Below are 20,039 nucleotides of genomic sequence, written 5' to 3' on the forward strand. Positions count from 1 at the left end.
AAGGAGGTGCCGTATGTACACATTAGTGGTCAACGGACAGACGTATAAGGTCAAGGAAGATAAGAAACTGATGCGGTTCTTGCGGGATGACCTGCACCTGACCTCCGTAAAAGACGGGTGCAGCGAGGGAGCCTGCGGGACGTGCACGGTTATCATAGACGGTAAGGCAGCCCGTGCATGCATCCCTCTCGTGTCCAGAATGGAAGGGAAACAGATTGTCACGGTGGAAGGCTTGAGCGAAAGAGAAAAAGAAGTGTATGGCTATGCATTTGCAAAAGCAGGCGCGGTGCAGTGCGGCTTCTGTATTCCTGGTATGGTCATGTGCGCCAAGGCACTTATTGATGAGAAGCCGGGGCCTTCCCGGCTGGAAGTGGCAGCGGCCATTAAGAACAATGTATGCCGCTGTACAGGCTATAAAAAGATGATAGATGCTGTCCTGCTCAGCGCAGATATCTTCGGGAACCGTTTGGAAGTACGGGAAGACGAAGGGAGTGCTCCGACAGGCAGGGCGATACAGAGGATTGATGCAAGGGAAAAGGTGCTCGGTACCGGAGAATATGTAGATGACATGTATCTGGATGGCATGATATATGCCAGCGCAGTGCGTTCTGCTTATCCGCGGGCCAGAGTGCTGGCGGTACATACGGAGGCCGCAAAAGCACTGCCGGGCGTCGTTGGGGTGTTTACGGCGGCAGACATACCAGGAAGCGTGAAGGTAGGCCATCTGAAGCAGGACTGGGACACGATGATACCGGTCGGGAAGGAGACGCATTACCTTGGAGACGCGGTCTGCATCGTGGCAGCAGAGGCACCGGAACTTGTGGAAGAGGCGAAGAAACTTGTCCACATAGAGTACGAGGAGCTGGAACCGGTGCTGGATCCGTTCCAAGCTATGGAGGAGGGGGCACCGAAGGTGCATGGAGACGGCAATATCCTCGCCCATGAGCATCTCGTGCGGGGCAGCGCGGATGAGATGATTGCAGCTTCCTGCTACAAGGTGACGAACCATTACGAGACGCCGTGGACGGAGCATGCATTCCTGGAACCAGAGGCAGCAGTAGCGATGCCGTTTGACGACGGAGTGTTCATCTATTCATCAGATCAGGGCACGTATGATACACAGCGTGAATGTGCAAAGATGCTCGGCATCCCACGGGATAAGGTTATTGTGGAAAATAAGCTGGTAGGTGGCGGGTTCGGCGGCAAAGAAGATGTGACCGTACAGCATCACGCAGCTCTAGTTGCTTATCTGACAAAACGTGCAGTTAAGGTGAAGCTGTCGAGGAAGGAAAGTATCCTCATACATCCAAAGCGGCACCCGATGTGGATGGACGTGACGACGGCCTGTGATAAGGACGGCTATCTGACCGCGATGAAGGCGGTCGTCGTATCGGACACGGGTGCATATGCGTCCCTGGGCGGTCCGGTGCTTCAAAGGGCTTGTACCCATGCGGCCGGACCCTATAATTTCCAGACGATAGACATCGAAGGAAAAGCCGTCTACACGAACAATCCGCCTGCCGGCGCATTCCGGGGATTTGGCGTGACGCAGACGTGCTTCGCGTCAGAGATGAACCTGAATGCGCTGGCAGAGCTGGTGGGAATCACGCCGTGGGAAATCCGATACAGGAACTCCATAAGACCGGGGCAGGTGCTGCCGAATGGACAGATAGCCGACGCGTCTACGGGTGTTGCAGAGGCGCTGGAGGCGGTGAAGGATATATATGACAGGGAACCTTATGCAGGAGTGGCCTGTGCCATGAAAAATGCCGGTGTCGGTGTCGGACTTCCGGACTGGGGCCGTTGCCGCCTGCTTGTGAACGGTCAAAAGGTGGAGATACATTCCGGAGCTTCCTGTATCGGTCAGGGGCTTGGGACGGTGCTTACGCAGATTGTCTCAGAAGCCGCGGGCCTTCCTCTGGCCGGCATCTCTTATAAGCAGCCGAATACGGCCAAAGCGCCGGACTCCGGGACGACTTCCGGCTCCCGGCAGACGCTTGTGACAGGCGAGGCGGCAAGGCGGGCAGCCGAAGCGCTGCGCGCAGACATAGAACGGTATGGTCTGGCGGGGCTGGATGGCAGAGAGTATTATGGAGAATATCTGGCAGAAACCGATAGGATGGGAAGCGATGTTCCATACCCGATATCCCATGTCGCTTATGGCTACGCGGCTCAGCTCTGCGTTCTCAATGAAGACGGCACGGTGAAGCTGCTGGCGGCGGCGCATGATGTGGGGAAAGCAGTCAATCCGGTCAGCGTGGAAGGCCAGATTGAAGGCGGTGTCGTCATGGGGATGGGATATGCCCTGACAGAACAATACGTTCTGGAAGGAGGCGAGCCAAAATCAAAGTTTGGGACGCTCGGGCTGTTGAAAGCCGACAAAATACCGGAAATAAACCCTATCATTATTGAAAAACCGGGAGTGCCCGCCGCGTACGGGGCTATTGGCATCGGGGAGATTACCTCCATTCCCACGGCACCGGCCATAGCGGGAGCATATTATAAATGGAACGGACAGTTCCAGACAAAGCTGCCACTTACGGGCACGCCTTATGAAAAAAAGAAAAAGTGAAATTGTGTTCTACAGAGACATGAAGAAAAGGGGACAGGTGCTGACTTTGCAGAAAACCTGTCCCTATATTAGAACAAACGAGTTGTTTTAAAAAACAACTTGTTGTATCATTCCCAGTAACAGGATGATGTACCCGGGATGATTGGATTATGAGGAGGAATAGAGGATGAAGAAGAGAAACAGGATAATCAGCATGATTTTGGCAGCCGTCCTGGCAGGTACGTTCATGGCCGGGTGCGTCGGCTCAGACAAGGCGGATAAGAAGAGGGAGGCAACAGTAGAGAAGCAGAGGACAGAGGATAGCGGCAAGGAACCTGTTACGTTACTGGTAGCGGCGGCGGCAAGCCTGGAATATTCTTATGCGGACGAGCTTATTCCCATGTTTGAGAAGAAGTATCCCTATATCAATGTAGAAGGTGCTTATGACAGTTCAGGAAAGCTCCAGACACAGATAGAAGAAGGGCTTGAGGCGGATGTATTCATGTCGGCGGCCACGAAGCAGATGGAGGCCCTGGCGGATGAAGCTATGGTAGATAAGGACACGGTTACCAATCTGCTCCAGAATAAGATTGTGCTTATCACGTCATCGGATTGTGAGCTGGACCTGAAGGAATTTAAGGATATCACAAAGACGGATACGATTGCGATTGGAGACCCGGCAAGTGTTCCGGTGGGACAGTATGCAAAAGAAGCGCTGACGAACCTTGGTATCTGGGATTCCGTATCGGCTAAGGCAAGCCTCGGAACTAATGTGACGGAGGTGCTGAACTGGGTGGCGGAAGGAAGTGCCCAGGCCGGTATCGTATATGCCACGGACGCGGCTGCGACAGAGAAAGTAAAAGTAGCTGCCGAGGCGCCGGAGGACAGTCTGTCCGGGCCGGCGGTCTACCCGGCAGGAATCGTTTCCGCGTCGAGGCACAAGGAAGAGGCCCGGCTGTTCCTGGATTTCCTGAAAAGCGAAGAGGCGATTGCGGTATTTGAAACATACGGGTTCACAGTTGACAAACCAGAATAAGCAGAGGAGGCGGACATGGATTTTTCACCGATTTTAATCTCTCTGAAGACAGCAGTCTTTTCAATTGTCATCACGTTCTTCACAGGGATGCTGGCGGCATATCTTGTCGTGCGTATCCGAAACGTAAAGGTAAAGATAGCGTGGGACGGCTTTCTGACGCTTCCGCTCGTGCTCCCGCCTACAGTAGCCGGCTTTTTTCTGCTCTATCTGTTTGGAGTGAAGCGTCCGCTTGGCAGCTTTTTTGTGGAATACTTCGGGGTGAAGATCGCGTTTTCCTGGGGGGCCACGGTGCTGGCGGCGGCAGTGATATCATTTCCGCTCATGTACCGCTCCGCCAGAGGGGCCTTCGAGCAGGTGGATGAAAACCTGATATTTGCAGCAAGGACGCTCGGTATGCCCGAGGCTGTGATTTTCCGCAGAATTCTGCTTCCCAACGCCCTGCCGGGGATCCTGTCCGGCGGTATCCTTGCCTTTGCAAGAGGGCTCGGGGAGTTTGGTGCGACGGCTATGATTGCGGGAAATATCGCGGGCAGGACAAGAACACTTCCGCTTGCCGTCTATTCTGAGGTGGCGGCGGGAAATATGGAAGGCGCATACCGATACGTGCTTATCCTTGTGCTCCTTTCCTTCCTCGCAGTGTCTGGAATGAACGTGGCGGCGGGGTGGTTCAGGAAGCAGGACCGGAGGAGATGAACGATGGGACAGATAGAGGCCAGTTTACAAAAAGAATTTAAGAACTTCAAACTGAATATGAATCTTACATCGCCAGGGCATATCCTGGGTGTCCTCGGAGCTTCGGGGTGCGGCAAAAGCATGAGCCTTAAGGCCATTGCAGGTATCTCCGCTCTGGATAAAGGAAAGGTTGCCATCGGAGGAAGAATTGTATATGATAGTGGCAGAAGGATTGATCTGACACCGCAGAAACGCAAGGTCGGTTACTTGTTCCAGAATTATGCGCTGTTTCCAAACATGACAGTATATGAGAACATAGCCGCAGGGGCCGGAAGAGATACCTTTTATGTAAAAAATCTGATCAGCCGGTTCCATCTGGAAGGACTGGAAAGTCTGTATCCCGGCAGACTGTCAGGGGGACAGCAGCAGCGGACCGCGCTTGCAAGGATTCTTGCGTCCAGGCCGGAGGCGCTGCTGCTGGACGAGCCTTTTTCTGCACTGGACAGCTATCTGAAAGAAGAGCTCCAGATGGAACTGAAGGAACGACTTTCGGAATTTGAAGGGGCGGTTATGATTGTCAGCCATGACAGGGATGAACTGTACAGGCTCTGCGACCATATCATGGTCATGTCATCCGGGGCAAATATTATCTGCAAAGGGACGGAGGAGCTGTTTGCCAATCCAGAAAAAGTGGAGGCGGCGAGGCTTACCGGATGTAAGAACATCTCACCGGCCATCCGTGTCGGAGAACAGGTGGTAGAGGCCGCTGATTGGGGCGTACGATTCAGACTGAACAGGAGGATACCGGAGCATATGAGGTATATCGGTATCCGCGCCCATGATTTCCTGCCGGCGGATAGAGACGGTCAGATTGCGGTGGAGACGGTTCATGTGGCCGACGCGCCTTTCGAACGTAACATATTATTTAAAAATGCAGACAATCCGGGAGAAACTATGTGGATGAAGCTGGACCGCGGGTACAGGCAGGTGCCGGAGCGGGTCAGCGTGCGGGAAGATAAGATATTATTGTTGGAGTGATGGATATGCTTCATGCAGAAGCCAGAATCAGAATATGCGGGGATAGTCAGATATTTGGCCCTGGCATCGTACAGCTGCTGGCCAATGTAGAAAAGACCGGCTCAGTAAAAGAGGCCTGTGCCCTTATGGGCATGTCTTACAGCAAAGGCTGGAGGATTGTCAACCGGGCGGAGCAGGAGCTTGGAATCAGGCTGATAGAGCGCCGGCATGGCGGAAGGTGCGGCGGCAGCTGCACGGTCACGGTACAGGGCAGAAAGATGGCGGCGAATTACGAGAAGATGGTAAGGGAGATTGAAGCTTATACAGAGCAGACATTCCAGATGTATTTTCCCGAATATGGTGAGGACTTTGGAAAGGAGAATCCATGATGAAAGTGCTATTGATAAACGGAAGCCCGAATGAACACGGCTGTACGTATACCGCCCTCACGGAAGTGGCAGCTACCCTACAGAGACATGATATCGAGACAGAGATATGCTATCTCGGGAAGAAGCCCATCCCTGGATGCATCGCCTGCGGGAAGTGCGCGGACACGGGCAGATGTGTCTGGAACGACCAGGTGAACGAAGTCGGGGAGATGCTTGGCGGGATGGATGCGCTTGTGGTCGGTTCCCCTGTCTACTATGCCGGACCGAGCGGACAGCTGACCGCGTTTCTGGACCGGTTGTTCTACTCGAACAAAGATGTGATGGCCGGCAAGCCGGGGGCAGCCGTCGTGTCGTGCAGAAGGGGAGGCGCTTCTGCGGCCTTTGACAGGCTGAACAAATACTTTACCATCAGCAGCATGCCGGTCGTCTCGTCACAATACTGGAACCAGGTGCATGGGCTTACGCCTGAGGATGTGAGGAAAGATGAAGAAGGACTGCAGACGATGCGCACGCTTGGAGAGAATATGGCGTGGCTGCTGCAATGTATCGACGCGGGCAGGAAAGCGGGAGTGAAGCCGCCGGTATACGAGCCGAAGATTGCGACTAATTTTATTCGGGAGGACTGAGACGGGGAGCAGAAACTTTACAAAGTTTCTGCTCTTTTATAGATTTCACCCTGAGACTGGGGTATAATGGATTCAATATTATAAAAAGCAAACATAGAGAAACGAGGAGGAAACTATAATATGTGGAACAGGGTGGAACTTAAAATGCGGGGAAAGCAGGCATTTCAACATAATTACTGGCCGTGTGTCGGAGTGGCATTTCTCATGTCGGTCATATCTATGGTAATGAATTCGGGTGGCGCGAGCCGGAGCACGGCGTCCTTAAGGCAGACGACATATTACAGCGACAGCTCGGCCTATACGGATTCGTTCTCTGCTGGATGGCCTGCGTTCGGAGCAATTCTGGGAGCTGTGGCAATCATGCTGGCGCTGCTTGGCACGCTGCTCATGATATTTGTAGGAAATGTGCTGGAAGTCGGCGGCAAGAGATTTTTTGTCCGTAACCAGACGGAGCGTGTCAGCGTGGGAGCGGTGCTGGATGGTTTCAGATCCGGCCATTACGGTAATATCGTGCTCACGATGTTTTTGCGAGACCTGTTTATATTTTTGTGGGCGTTGCTGCTGATCGTTCCTGGAATTATAAAATCATATGAATATCGGATGATACCGTACATCCTTTCGGAGAATCCAGGCATGAGCTATAAGGAAGCATTTGCAATCAGCAAACGTATGATGACAGGACAGAAGCTGGAGACGTTTATCATGGATCTGTCTTTTATCGGCTGGTATCTGCTGGGTGGAATCACCTGCGGCATCGCAAATATTTTCTATGTCATGCCATATGTAGAAGCGTCATTTGCCGAGATGTATTCATTCAACCGCGCAAAAGCATATGCGGAAGGTTATATCAGGTAGTATAATAAGAGCATTTACGAAGGGGGCAGCGTTATGGAACTGAAAGAATACCGGCGGTGCGCCGAAGTGGCCAGGCACCGTGAAAAAGCAGAGCTTGTGCTGAAGAATGCAAATGTAGTAAATGTATTTACGGGAGAGATCCTCAAGGCTGACATAGCGGTTTCAGGCGGCAGGATTGCAGGTATCGGGACTTATGAAGGTCAGATAGAGGAGGACCTTGATGGAAAATATCTCTGCCCTGGTTTTATCGACAGCCATCTTCATCTGGAATCTACGCTTGTGACGCCGGCAGAGCTCGTATGGCAGGCAGCAAAGTGCGGGACGACGACATTTATCGTGGATCCCCACGAGTCGGCCAATGTAGCAGGAGCCGCAGGTATCGATTATATCCTTGGACAGACGGAGCAGGTGCCGGCCAATGTGTACGTCATGATGCCGTCCTGTGTGCCTTCCACTTCCGTGGACGATAATGGATGCGTATTTACGGCGGAAAAGATGAAGCCCTATCTTGGACACCCGAGGGTGCTTGGACTGGGCGAGGTGATGGATTATGTGTCCGTCGTTAACGGGGAGGCCGGCATGCATGAGAAGCTTGCTCTTTTTAAAGGCAGAACGCTTGACGGTCATGCACCCGGGCTCGGAGATGATGAGATACAGGCTTATGCTATGGCGGGAATCGATACGGATCATGAGTGTATTGATTATGAGTATGCCATGGAGGAACGCCGCCTGGGCATGACGATACTCATCAGGGAAGGCAGCGCGGCCAGAAACCTGGGGGCTATCGTTAAGGGAATGGTGGAGCACGGTACCGGCACGGAAGGATTCTGTTTCTGCACCGATGATAAACATATTGAAGATATACAGAGAGACGGTCATATCAACTATAATGTTAAGAAGGCCGTATCCCTTGGAATACCTGCTATCAGCGCCATACAGATGGCTACCATCCATGCGGCGGACTGCTACGGTCTCCAACATCTCGGCGCTCTTGCGCCGGGATACCAGGCGGACATGATCGTGTTCGACGATTTGGAGGATATGAATATCCTGGATGTATACCACAAGGGAATCAAAGTAGACGCCGGTACAGAACCGCAAGTCCTGCAATGCCCGGAAGAGCTGAAACACACGGTCCATCTGGATACATTTTCCAAAGCCGGATTAAAGCTTGAGAAACCGGAGGGTCCCTGCCATGTGATCCGGATGCAGGAGGGGCAGATAATCACGAAAGATGTCGTATGCGAGATTCCTGGTAAAAAAGAGTTTACAGCAGACAGGGAATATAATAAAATTGCAGTTGTAGAGCGTCATAGGGGGACCGGAAAGACCGGCGTCGGCGTCGTGGCAGGCTTCGGTTTAAGCGGCGGCGCGGTGGCGTCCAGCGTGTCACATGATTCCCACAACATCATCGTAATCGGAGATAACGATACGGATATGGAACTGGCGGTAAATGAACTGGTACGCACCCAGGGCGGATACACTGTAGTAGAAAAAGGAAACGTATACGAGACGCTGGCATTGCCTATTATGGGACTCATGAGCGATGCAGGGTATGAGAACGTAGACAAGACATTAAAGAAAATGATAAGAAAGGCACACGAGATGGGAGTGCCGGAGACCATGGACCCGTTCATCACACTATCGTTCATGGCCCTCCCCGTAATCCCCGAACTTCGCATAACGCCGAGAGGACTTTTCAATGTAAAAGAGTTCAAATTGTGTGAATAAATTCAAAGGGGTCAGACCCCTGTGCATACAGGGGTCTGACCCCTTTGAAAAATGAGGAAATTGTATGACAATTAACAAATCGATGAGAAGGGTCTTGAAGGCGCTGTCCTTTGACGGCATCGAGGTGGAGGCGTCGAGGAATCTGGCTAATTTAAAGGCCATTGATCCGATGCGCGTCTTCCACAAGACGATTGACTATAAGATATATAATGGAGAGCATGAGATACCGGTGAGAATCTATCTGCCGAAGGAGAAGGCGGTGGAGGGGCTTCCGGTGCTTCTGTTCTTTCACGGCGGCGGCTGGGTGACGGAGAGCATCGACAACTATGAGCGCATCTGTGCGCGGATGGCATCTGACACGGATCATATCGTCGTGTCGGTTGATTACCGGCTGGCGCCGGAGTATAAGTTCCCCACCGGGCTGAATGACTGTTACGCGGTTGCGGAGGCTATATTTACGAAGCGTTTTATCCTCAATGTGGATCCGGAGCAGATTACGATCATCGGGGACAGTGCAGGAGGAAACTTGGCAGCAGCCGTGTCGCTTATGGCCAGGGACAAAGGAGTGTTCCTTCCGAAAAAGCAGATTCTCATATACCCCGCGGTCAACTCGGATTACAGTAATGATTCGCCGTTTGAATCTGTAAGGGAAAACGGGACAGACTATCTTCTGACGGCGGGAAAGATGCGGGACTATATAGAGCTGTATGCGTCATGTGAGGAAGACAAGCAGAATAAATACTTTGCGCCTCTGATGGAGACCGATTACAGCAGGCAGCCAAAGACACTCGTGCTGACTGCTGAATACGACCCGCTCCGGGACGAGGGGGAGGAATACGGACACCGTCTGAGAAAGGCGGGCAATGAAGTTGAATTACACCGGATAAAGGATGCCCTGCATGGTTACTTTGCGCTGGGGATTAAATATTACCATGTACAGGAAAGTTTTGAACTTATCAATAATTTTTTGAGGGAGGACTAGAGAGGTGTTCCAGCAGAAGAGAGCATACTGGAGAAACCTGGACAATGCCGCGAAGCTGTTTTCAGCCACAAGCAACGCGAAAGACACGCGGGTGTTCCGGTTCTACTGTGTATTAAAAGAGTATATTGACGGAGATATTCTGCAGGAAGCATTGAACCGGACGATAAAGAAATACCCGGTCTTTCTGTCTGTCATGAGGAAGGGCCTCTTCTGGCATTATCTGGAAAAGAGCGAGCTAAGGCCTGTGGTCCGGGAAGAATATAAAGAGCCGTGCAGCTGTCTATACGTACGAGATAAAAAGGCGCTTCTTTTCGAAGTGACATTTTTCGAAAAGCGCATTAATTTTGAGGTGTTCCATGCACTGACAGACGGGACAGGTGCGACAGAATTCCTGAAGGAGCTTGTGAAGAATTACCTCCGCCTGTCACATGGAGAAGAAGGTCTTCCCGAGGTGGAGCTGGCTGCTGACGGGCCGACCGTGCAGGACCAGGAAAATGACAGCTTTTCCAAATACTATTCTCCGGATGCCAAGCGGAAGAAAAAGAAGAAGATCCGCGCGCATCAGATTAAGATGTTGAAGAAAGAATACGGTGAACTTCAAGTGACGGAAGGGACGGTCTCTGTCAAAGAACTCCTGGCCGTATCCCGCGAAAAGGGCGTGTCGATGACGGTGCTGATGACTGCCGTGCTCATGTGCGCTATACATGAAGAGATGACGAAAGTACAGGAGAAGAAGCCGGTCGTGTTGATGGTGCCTGTGAATCTGCGTAAGTTCTTCCCGTCGGAATCCATGCTTAATTTTTTCGGCTGGATAGAGCCGGGCCATCGGTTTGGCGAGGCGCAGGACAGCCTGGACGAGATACTGGAAGAGGTAAAAGTATATTTCAGCGATTATCTCACGAAGGAACATATTGCCGGACATATGAATGAACTTATCGCTTTTGAAAAGCATAAAGTGCTGAGATGGGCGCCGCTGGAGATTAAGAACCAATGCATCCGGGCCGGTGCAAAGCTGGCGGAAAAGGAAGTTACCGCAGTGTTTTCCAACATGAGCGCCGTAAAGATGCCTGCCGAATATGAGCCTTATATAGAGAGGTTCGGTGTGTTTACGAGCACGCCAAAGGTGGAATTGTGCGTCTGTTCTTACAACGATATACTGACATTAGGCTTTACATCCCGCTTTGACAGTTCTAACATACAGAGGAATTTCTTCCGTATCCTTTCTGAACTCGGGGTGCGGACTAAGGTGGAGGAGCCGGTATATCCGGAAGAGGTACAGATGAATTATGAAGGAAAGAAATTTTTTAAATATTTTTCTTTCTGTTGTATCGCAGCAATCGTAGTCGGAATCATGCTGAATGCCATCATATCTCCGGAACGCCATTGGGCAGCATTTGTCGCCGCGGGCGCGTTCAGCATGTGGCTGGCGTTGGCAATCGGATTCTTCAAGAGGCATAATCTTCTGAAGAACGCCATGTGGCAGCTGCTGGTCGTCAGCACCGGATGTATCGTCTGGGATGCGTTCACCGGCTGGCATAAGTGGTCAGTGAACTTTGTGCTGCCTTCCGTGTGCGTGATTATAGAGCTGTCTATGCTCATTATATCCAGACTTCAATCCCACACCGCAAGGGAATATATGATATATTACGTGATGGCGTCCGCATACAGTATACTCGTGCCATTCATACTGCTTCTTACAAAAGTAATAACGATAACGACACCGGCTGTAATCTGCGCCGGCTTAAGCTTCCTGTTCCTGCTGGCGCTCGTTATATTCAAAGGACGTGAATTTAAAGAAGAAATGCATAAAAAATTTCATGTATAGAGAATGGAGGGACTGGCATACTAAACATGAGGTGATGTCACGATGATAGATAACAGCGAACTTCCAATCGGATTTACGATGGAACTGGCACAGCATTCTGATATCCTGAATGAATTTGCGTCCATGCCGAAAGCAAAGCAGGATGAGATTGTAGAAGGCGCCAGACAGGTCAAAAGCCGGGAAGAGATGCGGAGCTACGTGGAAAATATAGCAAGCTTCTAAGGGGACAGGTTAAAACGAGATGGGGACGGAGGTTTTTAAAAACCTCCGTCCCCATCTCGTTTTAACCTGTCCCCAATGGCTTTCGCTGTCAGATAGATAATTCCCTTGGTTCTATTCCTTTATATGCGATAGAATAGTCGCAACGGTAAGTGAGCCGGAGCCTTACATTGTATTCCAGTATGGAATCTTTTGCATAAGTGATGCGGTCTATGCGAAGAGCAGGCGTTCCAACAGTCACATTCAGACAGGAGGCGTCCTCCTTTGCAAGAGTTACCGCCGAGAACGTCTCGCCCACACGATTCAGCGTTCCACGCATCCGGGCATCGATGGAATATACGTGGGCAGCCTGGTTCTCTGCAAATTTTGTCCGCTCCTCCTCTGAGAGAGAGGCGGTAGGTACATAGGTGCGGTCCACCGCAATAGGGGTATCGTTGGTAAACCGGATTCTTTTAACATAGTACAGTTCATCATTTTCTGTAATTCTCAGCTGGTCCATGACCTGCTCCGCCTCCGGCAGGTCTTTTACGAGAGCAAATGTCTGGGTGATATATTCTGACTTGGGCCGCATGCCCCAGTGTACGATCTCTTCTGCCAGGCTGTAATATTTCTTCGTGTGCATCTCCAGCGCGTAATAGTTGACAAAGCTCCCTTTCCCGGGTATCCGCTTGATATATCCTTCGCTTGCCAGATTGTTTAGGGTCCGCCTGGCTGTAATCCTGCTTACATTATAGTGTTCACAAATTTCAGATTCTGACATGATTCTGTCCCCTTCTTTTAATTCTCCGAGACGAATCTTGGATTTCAAATCTTCCTGAATGATAAAATACAGAGATTCTGCCGCTTTTTTCTTAGCCATAATCAATACCTTCCTTGTGTGCTTCTATATATTCTTACATTGAGAGTTGTATATATGGGTTAATTAAATATAACATATTAAGTAAAATATATACAAGGGATGACGAAATGTCAATAGATAAAAAGAAAATAGATTGACATAAATGATATATAAACATATAATAACTTTAAAAGTTATGAATATATATTACAATTTGGAAGGCGAGAAAAAAATATGAAAAATATGAAAAACGGAAACAGATACCTTGCACTGGCCGGCGGAGTGGTCGTACAACTTTTCGTCGGAATCATCTACATATGGAGTATCTTTCAAGGGCCGGTAATCGAGCATTTCGGGTGGACTCATTCGGGGGCTGCGCTTACCTTCTCTTTCATGCTCCCGATGAATGTCCTTGGAGTGATAGCCGGCGGCATGCTGAACGACAGGAAAGGAGCCAGGTTTGTGCTGCATCTGGGAGGCATCCTTATGACGGCAGGGCTTCTGCTGTCATCATTCATTCCAACTGGACAGCCGTGGCTTCTGTATATCACCTATGCAGGCATGGGGGGATTTGGCGGCGGCCTGGCTTATAATGCCACCGTATCCTGTGCTCAGAAGTGGTGGTTGGACAGAAAGGGGCTGGCCGGTGGAATCATCGTATGTGCGTATGGCATGTCCACGGTAGTGTTTACCCCGGTCGTCAATATGCTGCTGGGAAGACACGGAGCCGGGGTCCAGACTACCTTCCGCATCCTGGCCGCCGTCTTTGCCATTATTGTCCTGACTGTAGGCTGGTTCGTCGTCAATCCTGCTGACGAATACATAGAAAGCCGTATGAAGGAAAACGGAGAATGGAGAGGGAAAAAGCAGTATAAACCCAGGGAAGTACTGGCATCAAAAAATTACTATATGCTTCTTATCTGCCTGCTTTGTCTGACACCGGCCTATCTGATGCTGAATCCGTTGATTAAATCACTAGGAGAGCTTCGGGGACTGTCGGAGAAGATTGCTGTCATAAGTGTCATGATAACCGGTCTGGCATCGGCGTGCGGCAGACTGACGGCTGCATGGCTGTCAGATAGAATAGGCTGCAAAAAGGTGCTGCTGATACTGTATATCGCCACTACCCTCAGTGTATTGTTCCTATGGCATATACGAGGAAATATGTTTATCGTACTTATAGCGCTTATAGCATATGCATACGGGGGATGCGCCGGGGTAACGCCGATACTGGCAACGGATTTTTTCGGAACAGAGTATATGAGTTCAAATTTTGGCCTCGTCATGATATCCGTCATGATATCAGGGATTGTGTATCCTGCTCTGGGAACAGCTGTCAGTCCGGGAGGAATACCGTCGGCTCCGGCATTTCTGATTCCAGCTATATTATGCATCGCAGGGTGTGTTGCCTTATGTCGTGTCCGCAGTAATGACTGACAGATGGTGATATAAAATAAAATTTTCTGAAAATACACATTGACAAAATAAATGGTATATATTAATATAACGATATAAAAATATATAACAGATTATCTGTATATATGGCTGACGTCAGAATGAAACTTATGGAAATCAATGTAAGGAGGAAAGAATTATGGGAAGAGTTGACGGGAAAGTTGCAGTTATCACAGGGGGCGGTTCTGGATTTGGACAGGCATCTGTTTTGACATTCGCAGAAGAAGGCGCAAAAGTCGTCGTCGTGGATATCAGCGAAACCAACGGTACACAGGTGGTTGAAAAAGTAAAGGACGCCGGTGGTGAAGCTATTTTCGTGAAAGCGGACGTTACCTCAGAAAAAGACTGGGCAAATGTGCGGAATACCGCTCTGGAAACATATGGAAAGGTGGATATACTTTTCAACAATGCAGGCATCTGCCTGATGCCCGGCAACGCGGATATCGCACACGTTGACATGAGCGTTTTTGAAAAGACTATGGACATAAATGTAAGAGGAGTATGGCTTGGTGTAAGAACCATGGCGGAGGAGCTGGTAAGATCGAAAGGATACATAGTAAATACGGCGTCTGTGGCTGCATTCAAGGGGCCTCTCGGGGCAGCGGCTTACGCGACGTCAAAGGGCGCGGTTGTTGCGATGACATATGCAATTGCCAATGAACTGGGTCTTTGGGGAGTTCGCTGCAACTGTATCTCACCATATGCGGCGGACACGCCGATAGGAGCCAATGTCCCGGTTGAGATGGTCAGAAAAGCTAAAACAGGAAATCCGCTTTATATGACCATCGACCCGTATGATGTTGCAAGAACAGCGCTGTTCCTGACATCAGGAGAGTGCAGGTGCATAAACGGCTCTAACTATTTTGTCGATGCAGGCGCTGTGACGATGACACAGCCATGCAGCATAAAAGACTTTATAGATGCAAATGCGGGACACTATGCAGGTGCTGTATGTACACACACGTTTGAGTAGAGAAGGTGAGATTATGGGATGCAAATTTGAACATATCGGCATATTGGTACGTAACAGAGAGCTGGCAGTTGCGTCACTGAAGCAAATGCCAGGAGCAGGAGATGCGGTATATGTGGACAAGATGAACTTTGACGAGACCTGTGTGCAGGTGGGAGCTCCGTTTGCGATAAAGGGAGCAAATATAACTGTAGGCAGCGTTGCATATGAAATTATCGAAGTTGTCCCGGAGGAAAGCAAGGGTTCATATATGATGAAGCGGCTTGCGGAGTATGGAGAAGGGCTGCATCATATTGCCTTTGAGTACGATAGCCTTGAAGAGTTCACAAAGGCAGCAGAATCGCTGGTGCAGCAGGGATATATCGTGGGACATAAGGCTTGTATCCCTTTTATGGGAAAGACGGCTCATGTCTATTATCTTGACTGTCCGTTCGGTGGACTTACCTATGAGATGAAATGTATGGTGTAGAAAGAGAGGAAGATTCTATATGAAAAAGCGAATAGTGAGCGGTGTATTAATGATAGCTATGATGGCAGTTCTCATACTAAATGGATGTGGGAAAGATGCTGAGGAAAAAGGAACAGAATCCGGAAAAGATAAAAAACGAACAATTGCATGTATCGTAGGAAATCAGACAATGGATTTTTTCGTCAATATTTCAAAAGGGGCTCAGAAAGCCGCAGAGGAAGGCGATGAAGTATTGGTTTACTCCTTTGATGATGATGCGAACAAACAGAGCCAGATATTTGAAGATTGTATCACCAAAAAGGTCGATGCAATTCTGACAACGATACTGGACAGCGAGGCTATCATAACGTCACTGCGTAAGGCTGATCAGGCTGGTATACCAGTCATCACAATGGATGCTTATCCGGATGGAAAAGACGTTGATGACTTGTATGCGGCGGCGGTTCTGGATGATTTATACCAGGCCGGTTACGACCACGGTGTGGCACTGTGCGAGGCTATCGGCGGGAAAGGGAAAATCGGATGGGTATGGTATACCGGTGCCAGTGAAGTTTCCAAGCAAAGAAGCAAGGGATTTGAAGATGCGGTAGGTGAGTATCCTGATGTTGAAATTGTCGCATACAGTGAAGGAAGTGTAGACACGGAATCCTGCCTGAGCCAGATCAGCGCACAGCTGCAGAATTACAGTGATCTGGATGCGTACTGGGCACCTTGGGCAAATGCGGGGATGGCAGCCGTGACGGCGCTGGCCTCTGCAGGAATGTCAGATGTGAAACTGGCCATCAGCGATTGCAACGAAGACCTTGTCCAATACGTCCTTGACGGAAAAGTTATCGCATTGATGGACTTAAATGCAGCAGGCATCGGCGGGAAGGCAATGGATCTGGCCTACGAATATCTGGATGAAGGTTCTGTCAGTGAACAGATTAATTACGTGGAAGTTATCAATGTAGACGAGTCCAACATTGCAGATTACCAGTAATCCGAGTATCGGTCTATATAAAAGATGAAAGAGGCGGCCTGCACGATTGCCGGATTCATGGTAAACACAAACAGACAATATGCGGGCTGCAGTCAGTTGAGGATGAACGTATGAATGAAGAGAAAATAATTCTAAAGATGGAACATATAGAAAAATCCTTTTATGGCGTCAATGTATTAAAGGATGTAAGCCTGTTTTTAAAAGAAGGAGAAATCCAGGCACTGATGGGAGAAAATGGCGCGGGTAAATCTACACTAATGAAAATACTGGGCGGAATCTACTCGAAAGACAGCGGTACGATAGCGGTAAATGGAAGAGAGGTTGAGATCAAGACCCCTCTTGCGGCAAGGGAACTGAGGATATGCCTTGTCCACCAGGAGATATCACTCGTTCCACAGCTCAGCATTGCGGACAACATTTTTCTGGGATCAGAATTGAAACGAGGGCTGCTTGAAGATAAAAGAGCAATGAAGGACAAAGCAAAAAAGGCAATCGAAACACTGGAACTGAACGTACCCGCTACGACCAAAGTTTATAAATTAAGCGTGGCACAGCAGCAGCTGGTAGAGATTGCCAAGGCGCTTGTGTTTGACGCCAAAATTATTATATTGGATGAACCGACTGCGGCTATATCTCAAAAAGAAGCAGAGAGCTTATTCAACTATCTGAAGAAATTAAAAGACAAGGGAATCTCGATTATATACATCTCTCACAGGATGGAAGAAATATTCAAAGTATGTGACTCGATTACTGTCATGAGAGATGGCATCGTCGTAGCAAATAAAAGGACAGAAGAAACAGATAAAAGTGAAGTTATAGCGGCAATGGTCGGTAGAAGTATTACAGACTTTTTCGGGAACAACCATCCAAAGGGAACAGAGGATATACTTGAAGTGAAGGGGCTGAATAACAGATATCTGAACAATGTAAGCTTTACATTAAAGAAAGGTGAAATTCTGGGATTTGCCGGTCTGGTCGGCGCAGGGCGTACGGAGCTGGCGAGAGCTATATTCGGACTTGACAAGATTGAAAGCGGTGAAATATATCTGAATGGCGAAAGAATCAAATGCAGCAAGCCGTATGATGCGATGAAGTGCGGAATCGGGCTGATACCAGAAGATAGAAAACAGTCTGGACTTTTTCTGGAGAAGTCCATCTCATATAACTTGACGCTGCTCGTTTTAAAAAAATTTATAAGAGGAATATTTGTGAATGACAAAAGGAGAAATGAAATTATAAAAGAGTATTCAGAAAAGCTGACGATTAAAATGGCTGGCATAGGGCAGCACTGCGCACAGTTATCCGGTGGCAACCAACAGAAGGTCGTCATCTCGAAGTGGCTTGCCTACGGGCCTAAGGTGCTGATTATGGATGAACCTACCAGAGGTGTTGATGTCGGTGCAAAAGCGGAAATCTATCATCTGATCAACAATCTCGCCAATGAAGGATACTCCATAATGATGATTTCTTCGGAACTCCCGGAAATAATTAATATGAGCAGCCGAATTGTCGTAATGCATGAAGGAAGAATCACAGGCATCCTTGACGGAAAAGAGACTGAGTTTGTACAGGAAGAAATCATGAATTATGCAATTGGAGGTAAAGTTGATGAAAAGTACAAAAGTTAGAAATGAACATAAAATCGTAGAAATGCTGAAAGATTTTGTTAAGACAAACGGTGGAATCATGATAGCTCTGGCAGCCATGTTTATCTTCCTGTCATTTGCCAATCAATACTTTTTTACTTCTAACAATATGGCTAATCTCTTTAATTATTTTACAACGAATTGTGTACTGGCCATGTGCATGATGTGCGTGCTCATCACGGGAGAGATCGACTTATCTATCAGCTCTTTCGTAGCCCTGAGCGGAATCGTGCTCTGTGTATTCCTGAACCGGGGGATGCCATTTGGAGTATCTTTATTACTGACCCTCCTGATTGGCGCGCTGGCCGGGGTTCTGACGGGGACGGTCATAGCATTTTCCGGCATGCCTTCTTTTATCGTGACACTGGCAATGCAAGGAGTTATTAGAGGCTCCGCATACATAATCAGCGCGGGTGAGAGGATTTCTTCTGCGGACGAATGGCTGTTTAATCTGACTAGCAACCGGTATATGGGAGTTCCACTGCCGACGATAATCATACTGGCGATAGCAGTTCTGCTAGGTCTTTTGCTATACCGTACTTCTTTTGGCAAGCATATGTATGCCGCCGGGGGCAACCGGGAAGCGGCAATATATTCAGGAATCAATGTTAAGAGAATAGTGATTGTGACGTTTGCCATATCTGGCGCGCTTGCATGCCTCGCGGGCTCTTTCGTGGCCTCGCGGGTGACTTCGGGACAGCCTTCGGCAGGCTCAGGTTATGAAGGGGACGCAGTTGCCGCGGCGGTGCTCGGAGGGACTGCATTTACTGGGGGAAGAGGGACGGTTTCCGGTGTCATAATCGGGGCGCTGGTAATTGGTACCTTGACAAACGGGATGAACCTGCTGGAGATTAACGCATATTGGCAGCAGATTTGCAAAGGCCTGATTATTATGCTGGCAGTTATGATAGATACTTTAAAACAAAGGCGCAGCAATTAACCGGAGGAGGAAATAGAATGTTAGAACTATTAAAAACGAAAAGAATGCGGAATCAGTTCATATTAGGTGTTGGGGCGGGGATACCGCTCACCGCAAAAATAGCACATGATACAGGGGCAGACTTCATTGTCACCCACAAAGAGGAGATGTTCGGGGCAGACGGCAGGATGCCGGTAATTGCGCGTGCAGGCTACGGGGGGAATTGTAATGAAATTATTATGGAGCAGGCCGACAGATATGTGGCGGCCGCAAACGGCACGCCGGTCTTTGCAGGCGTCGGACCTGCGGAACCTTATACGAATGTAGACCGTTTTACCGAAAAGCTTCTGGAAAAAGGAGTAACCGGTGTTACGAACTATCCTACCGCCGGAGGATGGGTGGGCTCCTATGGAAATGGCATTCAGATGGCAGGAGTCGGCTATTCCCTGGAAGTAGAATATCTCAGGAGATGGAGCAGAAGAGGAGCCGTAACTTTAGGGTACTGCTTTGAACCGGACCAAGTAAAACAGATGCTGGATGCAGGTGTGGATATATTGAGCCTTTATATACCAAGGACAGAGAATGAGTCCCACGGATGGGATGATGCACCATCGGAGGATAAAGCGGTAGAAGCAGCGATAGAATTAGTTGAGACTGCCAGGAGAGAAGATAAAGACAGAATCATACTGTGCAGCGGCGCTACGATTCATGAGGTTTCAGATATACACAAATACCTTGAGGATATCAAGGCAGATGGATATATCAGCGACGAATCTGTAGAATGTGTAACAATAGACAGGTCGGTCTCGGAGACGGTAGCCAGATATAGAAGGCTGAACACTTGCATGTAGGAGGAA

19 protein-coding genes are annotated in these 20,039 nt (G+C 49.2%); 18 read left to right on the plus strand and 1 reads right to left on the minus strand.

Annotated elements, in window-relative coordinates; translation table 11 throughout:
• Nucleotides 1–13 precede the first annotated feature (13 nt).
• From xdh to HMPREF0980_RS12110, 11 genes are all read left to right on the plus strand, one after another.
• Nucleotides 14–2,572: a selenium-dependent xanthine dehydrogenase gene (gene xdh, locus HMPREF0980_RS12060; RefSeq protein ID WP_049729343.1), complete on the plus strand. Its 2,559-nt coding sequence runs from the start codon at nucleotides 14–16 to the stop codon at nucleotides 2,570–2,572.
• A gap of 166 nt (nucleotides 2,573–2,738) precedes the next feature.
• Entirely contained in the window at nucleotides 2,739–3,587 is an 849-nt protein-coding gene (gene modA / locus HMPREF0980_RS12065; protein WP_049729344.1) for a molybdate ABC transporter substrate-binding protein, read from the plus strand.
• A gap of 15 nt (nucleotides 3,588–3,602) precedes the next feature.
• Entirely contained in the window at nucleotides 3,603–4,280 is a 678-nt protein-coding gene (gene modB / locus HMPREF0980_RS12070; RefSeq protein WP_049729345.1) for a molybdate ABC transporter permease subunit, read from the plus strand.
• Nucleotides 4,281–4,283: 3 nt separating this feature from the next.
• Nucleotides 4,284–5,297, plus strand: coding sequence for a sulfate/molybdate ABC transporter ATP-binding protein (locus HMPREF0980_RS12075; protein ID WP_049729346.1), 1,014 nt, complete (start codon nucleotides 4,284–4,286; stop codon nucleotides 5,295–5,297).
• A gap of 5 nt (nucleotides 5,298–5,302) precedes the next feature.
• The gene (locus HMPREF0980_RS12080) at nucleotides 5,303–5,665 is read left to right on the plus strand and encodes a winged helix-turn-helix domain-containing protein (RefSeq protein ID WP_242847401.1); all 363 of its coding nucleotides are present in this window, start codon (nucleotides 5,303–5,305) and stop codon (nucleotides 5,663–5,665) included.
• Nucleotides 5,665–6,291: a flavodoxin family protein gene (locus HMPREF0980_RS12085; RefSeq protein WP_049729348.1), complete on the plus strand. Its 627-nt coding sequence runs from the start codon at nucleotides 5,665–5,667 to the stop codon at nucleotides 6,289–6,291. The genes HMPREF0980_RS12080 and HMPREF0980_RS12085 overlap by 1 nt, the downstream gene beginning before the upstream one ends.
• A gap of 120 nt (nucleotides 6,292–6,411) precedes the next feature.
• A complete protein-coding gene (locus HMPREF0980_RS12090) occupies nucleotides 6,412–7,146 on the plus strand; it encodes a DUF975 family protein (protein ID WP_049729349.1) in 735 nt (244 codons plus the stop codon).
• Nucleotides 7,147–7,179: 33 nt separating this feature from the next.
• The gene (gene ade, locus HMPREF0980_RS12095) at nucleotides 7,180–8,877 is read left to right on the plus strand and encodes an adenine deaminase (protein ID WP_049729350.1); all 1,698 of its coding nucleotides are present in this window, start codon (nucleotides 7,180–7,182) and stop codon (nucleotides 8,875–8,877) included.
• Between the two features lie 64 nt (nucleotides 8,878–8,941).
• Complete coding sequence (locus HMPREF0980_RS12100) at nucleotides 8,942–9,859, plus strand: alpha/beta hydrolase (protein ID WP_049729351.1); 918 nt, start codon at nucleotides 8,942–8,944, stop codon at nucleotides 9,857–9,859.
• Nucleotides 9,860–9,863: 4 nt separating this feature from the next.
• Nucleotides 9,864–11,684, plus strand: a complete 1,821-nt coding sequence (locus tag HMPREF0980_RS12105) for a DUF6320 domain-containing protein (RefSeq protein ID WP_049729352.1) — start codon at nucleotides 9,864–9,866, stop codon at nucleotides 11,682–11,684.
• Nucleotides 11,685–11,726: 42 nt separating this feature from the next.
• Nucleotides 11,727–11,906 carry a hypothetical protein gene (locus HMPREF0980_RS12110; protein WP_049729353.1) on the plus strand — a complete coding sequence of 60 codons (180 nt, stop codon included), beginning with the start codon at nucleotides 11,727–11,729 and terminating at the stop codon, nucleotides 11,904–11,906.
• A gap of 88 nt (nucleotides 11,907–11,994) precedes the next feature.
• Here HMPREF0980_RS12110 and HMPREF0980_RS12115 read toward each other — a convergent pair whose 3' ends face one another.
• Entirely contained in the window at nucleotides 11,995–12,762 is a 768-nt protein-coding gene (locus HMPREF0980_RS12115; RefSeq protein WP_049729354.1) for a GntR family transcriptional regulator, read from the minus strand.
• Nucleotides 12,763–12,975: 213 nt separating this feature from the next.
• On the opposite strand from HMPREF0980_RS12115, the gene HMPREF0980_RS12120 reads away from it, so the two are divergent.
• The 7 genes from HMPREF0980_RS12120 to HMPREF0980_RS12150 all read left to right on the plus strand — a co-directional run bounded on the left by HMPREF0980_RS12120 (nucleotide 12,976) and on the right by HMPREF0980_RS12150 (nucleotide 20,033).
• Nucleotides 12,976–14,178: an MFS transporter gene (locus HMPREF0980_RS12120; RefSeq protein ID WP_049729355.1), complete on the plus strand. Its 1,203-nt coding sequence runs from the start codon at nucleotides 12,976–12,978 to the stop codon at nucleotides 14,176–14,178.
• Between the two features lie 157 nt (nucleotides 14,179–14,335).
• Entirely contained in the window at nucleotides 14,336–15,169 is an 834-nt protein-coding gene (locus HMPREF0980_RS12125; RefSeq protein ID WP_049729356.1) for an SDR family NAD(P)-dependent oxidoreductase, read from the plus strand.
• A gap of 13 nt (nucleotides 15,170–15,182) precedes the next feature.
• Nucleotides 15,183–15,635 carry a VOC family protein gene (locus tag HMPREF0980_RS12130; RefSeq protein ID WP_049729357.1) on the plus strand — a complete coding sequence of 151 codons (453 nt, stop codon included), beginning with the start codon at nucleotides 15,183–15,185 and terminating at the stop codon, nucleotides 15,633–15,635.
• Between the two features lie 19 nt (nucleotides 15,636–15,654).
• The gene (locus HMPREF0980_RS12135; RefSeq protein ID WP_049729358.1) at nucleotides 15,655–16,617 is read left to right on the plus strand and encodes a sugar ABC transporter substrate-binding protein; all 963 of its coding nucleotides are present in this window, start codon (nucleotides 15,655–15,657) and stop codon (nucleotides 16,615–16,617) included.
• A gap of 110 nt (nucleotides 16,618–16,727) precedes the next feature.
• The gene (locus HMPREF0980_RS12140) at nucleotides 16,728–18,245 is read left to right on the plus strand and encodes a sugar ABC transporter ATP-binding protein (RefSeq protein ID WP_049729359.1); all 1,518 of its coding nucleotides are present in this window, start codon (nucleotides 16,728–16,730) and stop codon (nucleotides 18,243–18,245) included.
• Nucleotides 18,226–19,203, plus strand: a complete 978-nt coding sequence (locus tag HMPREF0980_RS12145) for an ABC transporter permease (protein ID WP_049729360.1) — start codon at nucleotides 18,226–18,228, stop codon at nucleotides 19,201–19,203. The genes HMPREF0980_RS12140 and HMPREF0980_RS12145 overlap by 20 nt, the downstream gene beginning before the upstream one ends.
• 17 nt (nucleotides 19,204–19,220) lie before the next feature.
• A complete protein-coding gene (locus HMPREF0980_RS12150; RefSeq protein ID WP_049729361.1) occupies nucleotides 19,221–20,033 on the plus strand; it encodes a phosphoenolpyruvate hydrolase family protein in 813 nt (270 codons plus the stop codon).
• Nucleotides 20,034–20,039: the final 6 nt, after the last annotated feature.

The sequence above is a fragment of the Dorea sp. D27 genome, assembly GCF_001185345.1.
Lineage (GTDB): Bacteria > Bacillota > Clostridia > Lachnospirales > Lachnospiraceae > Extibacter.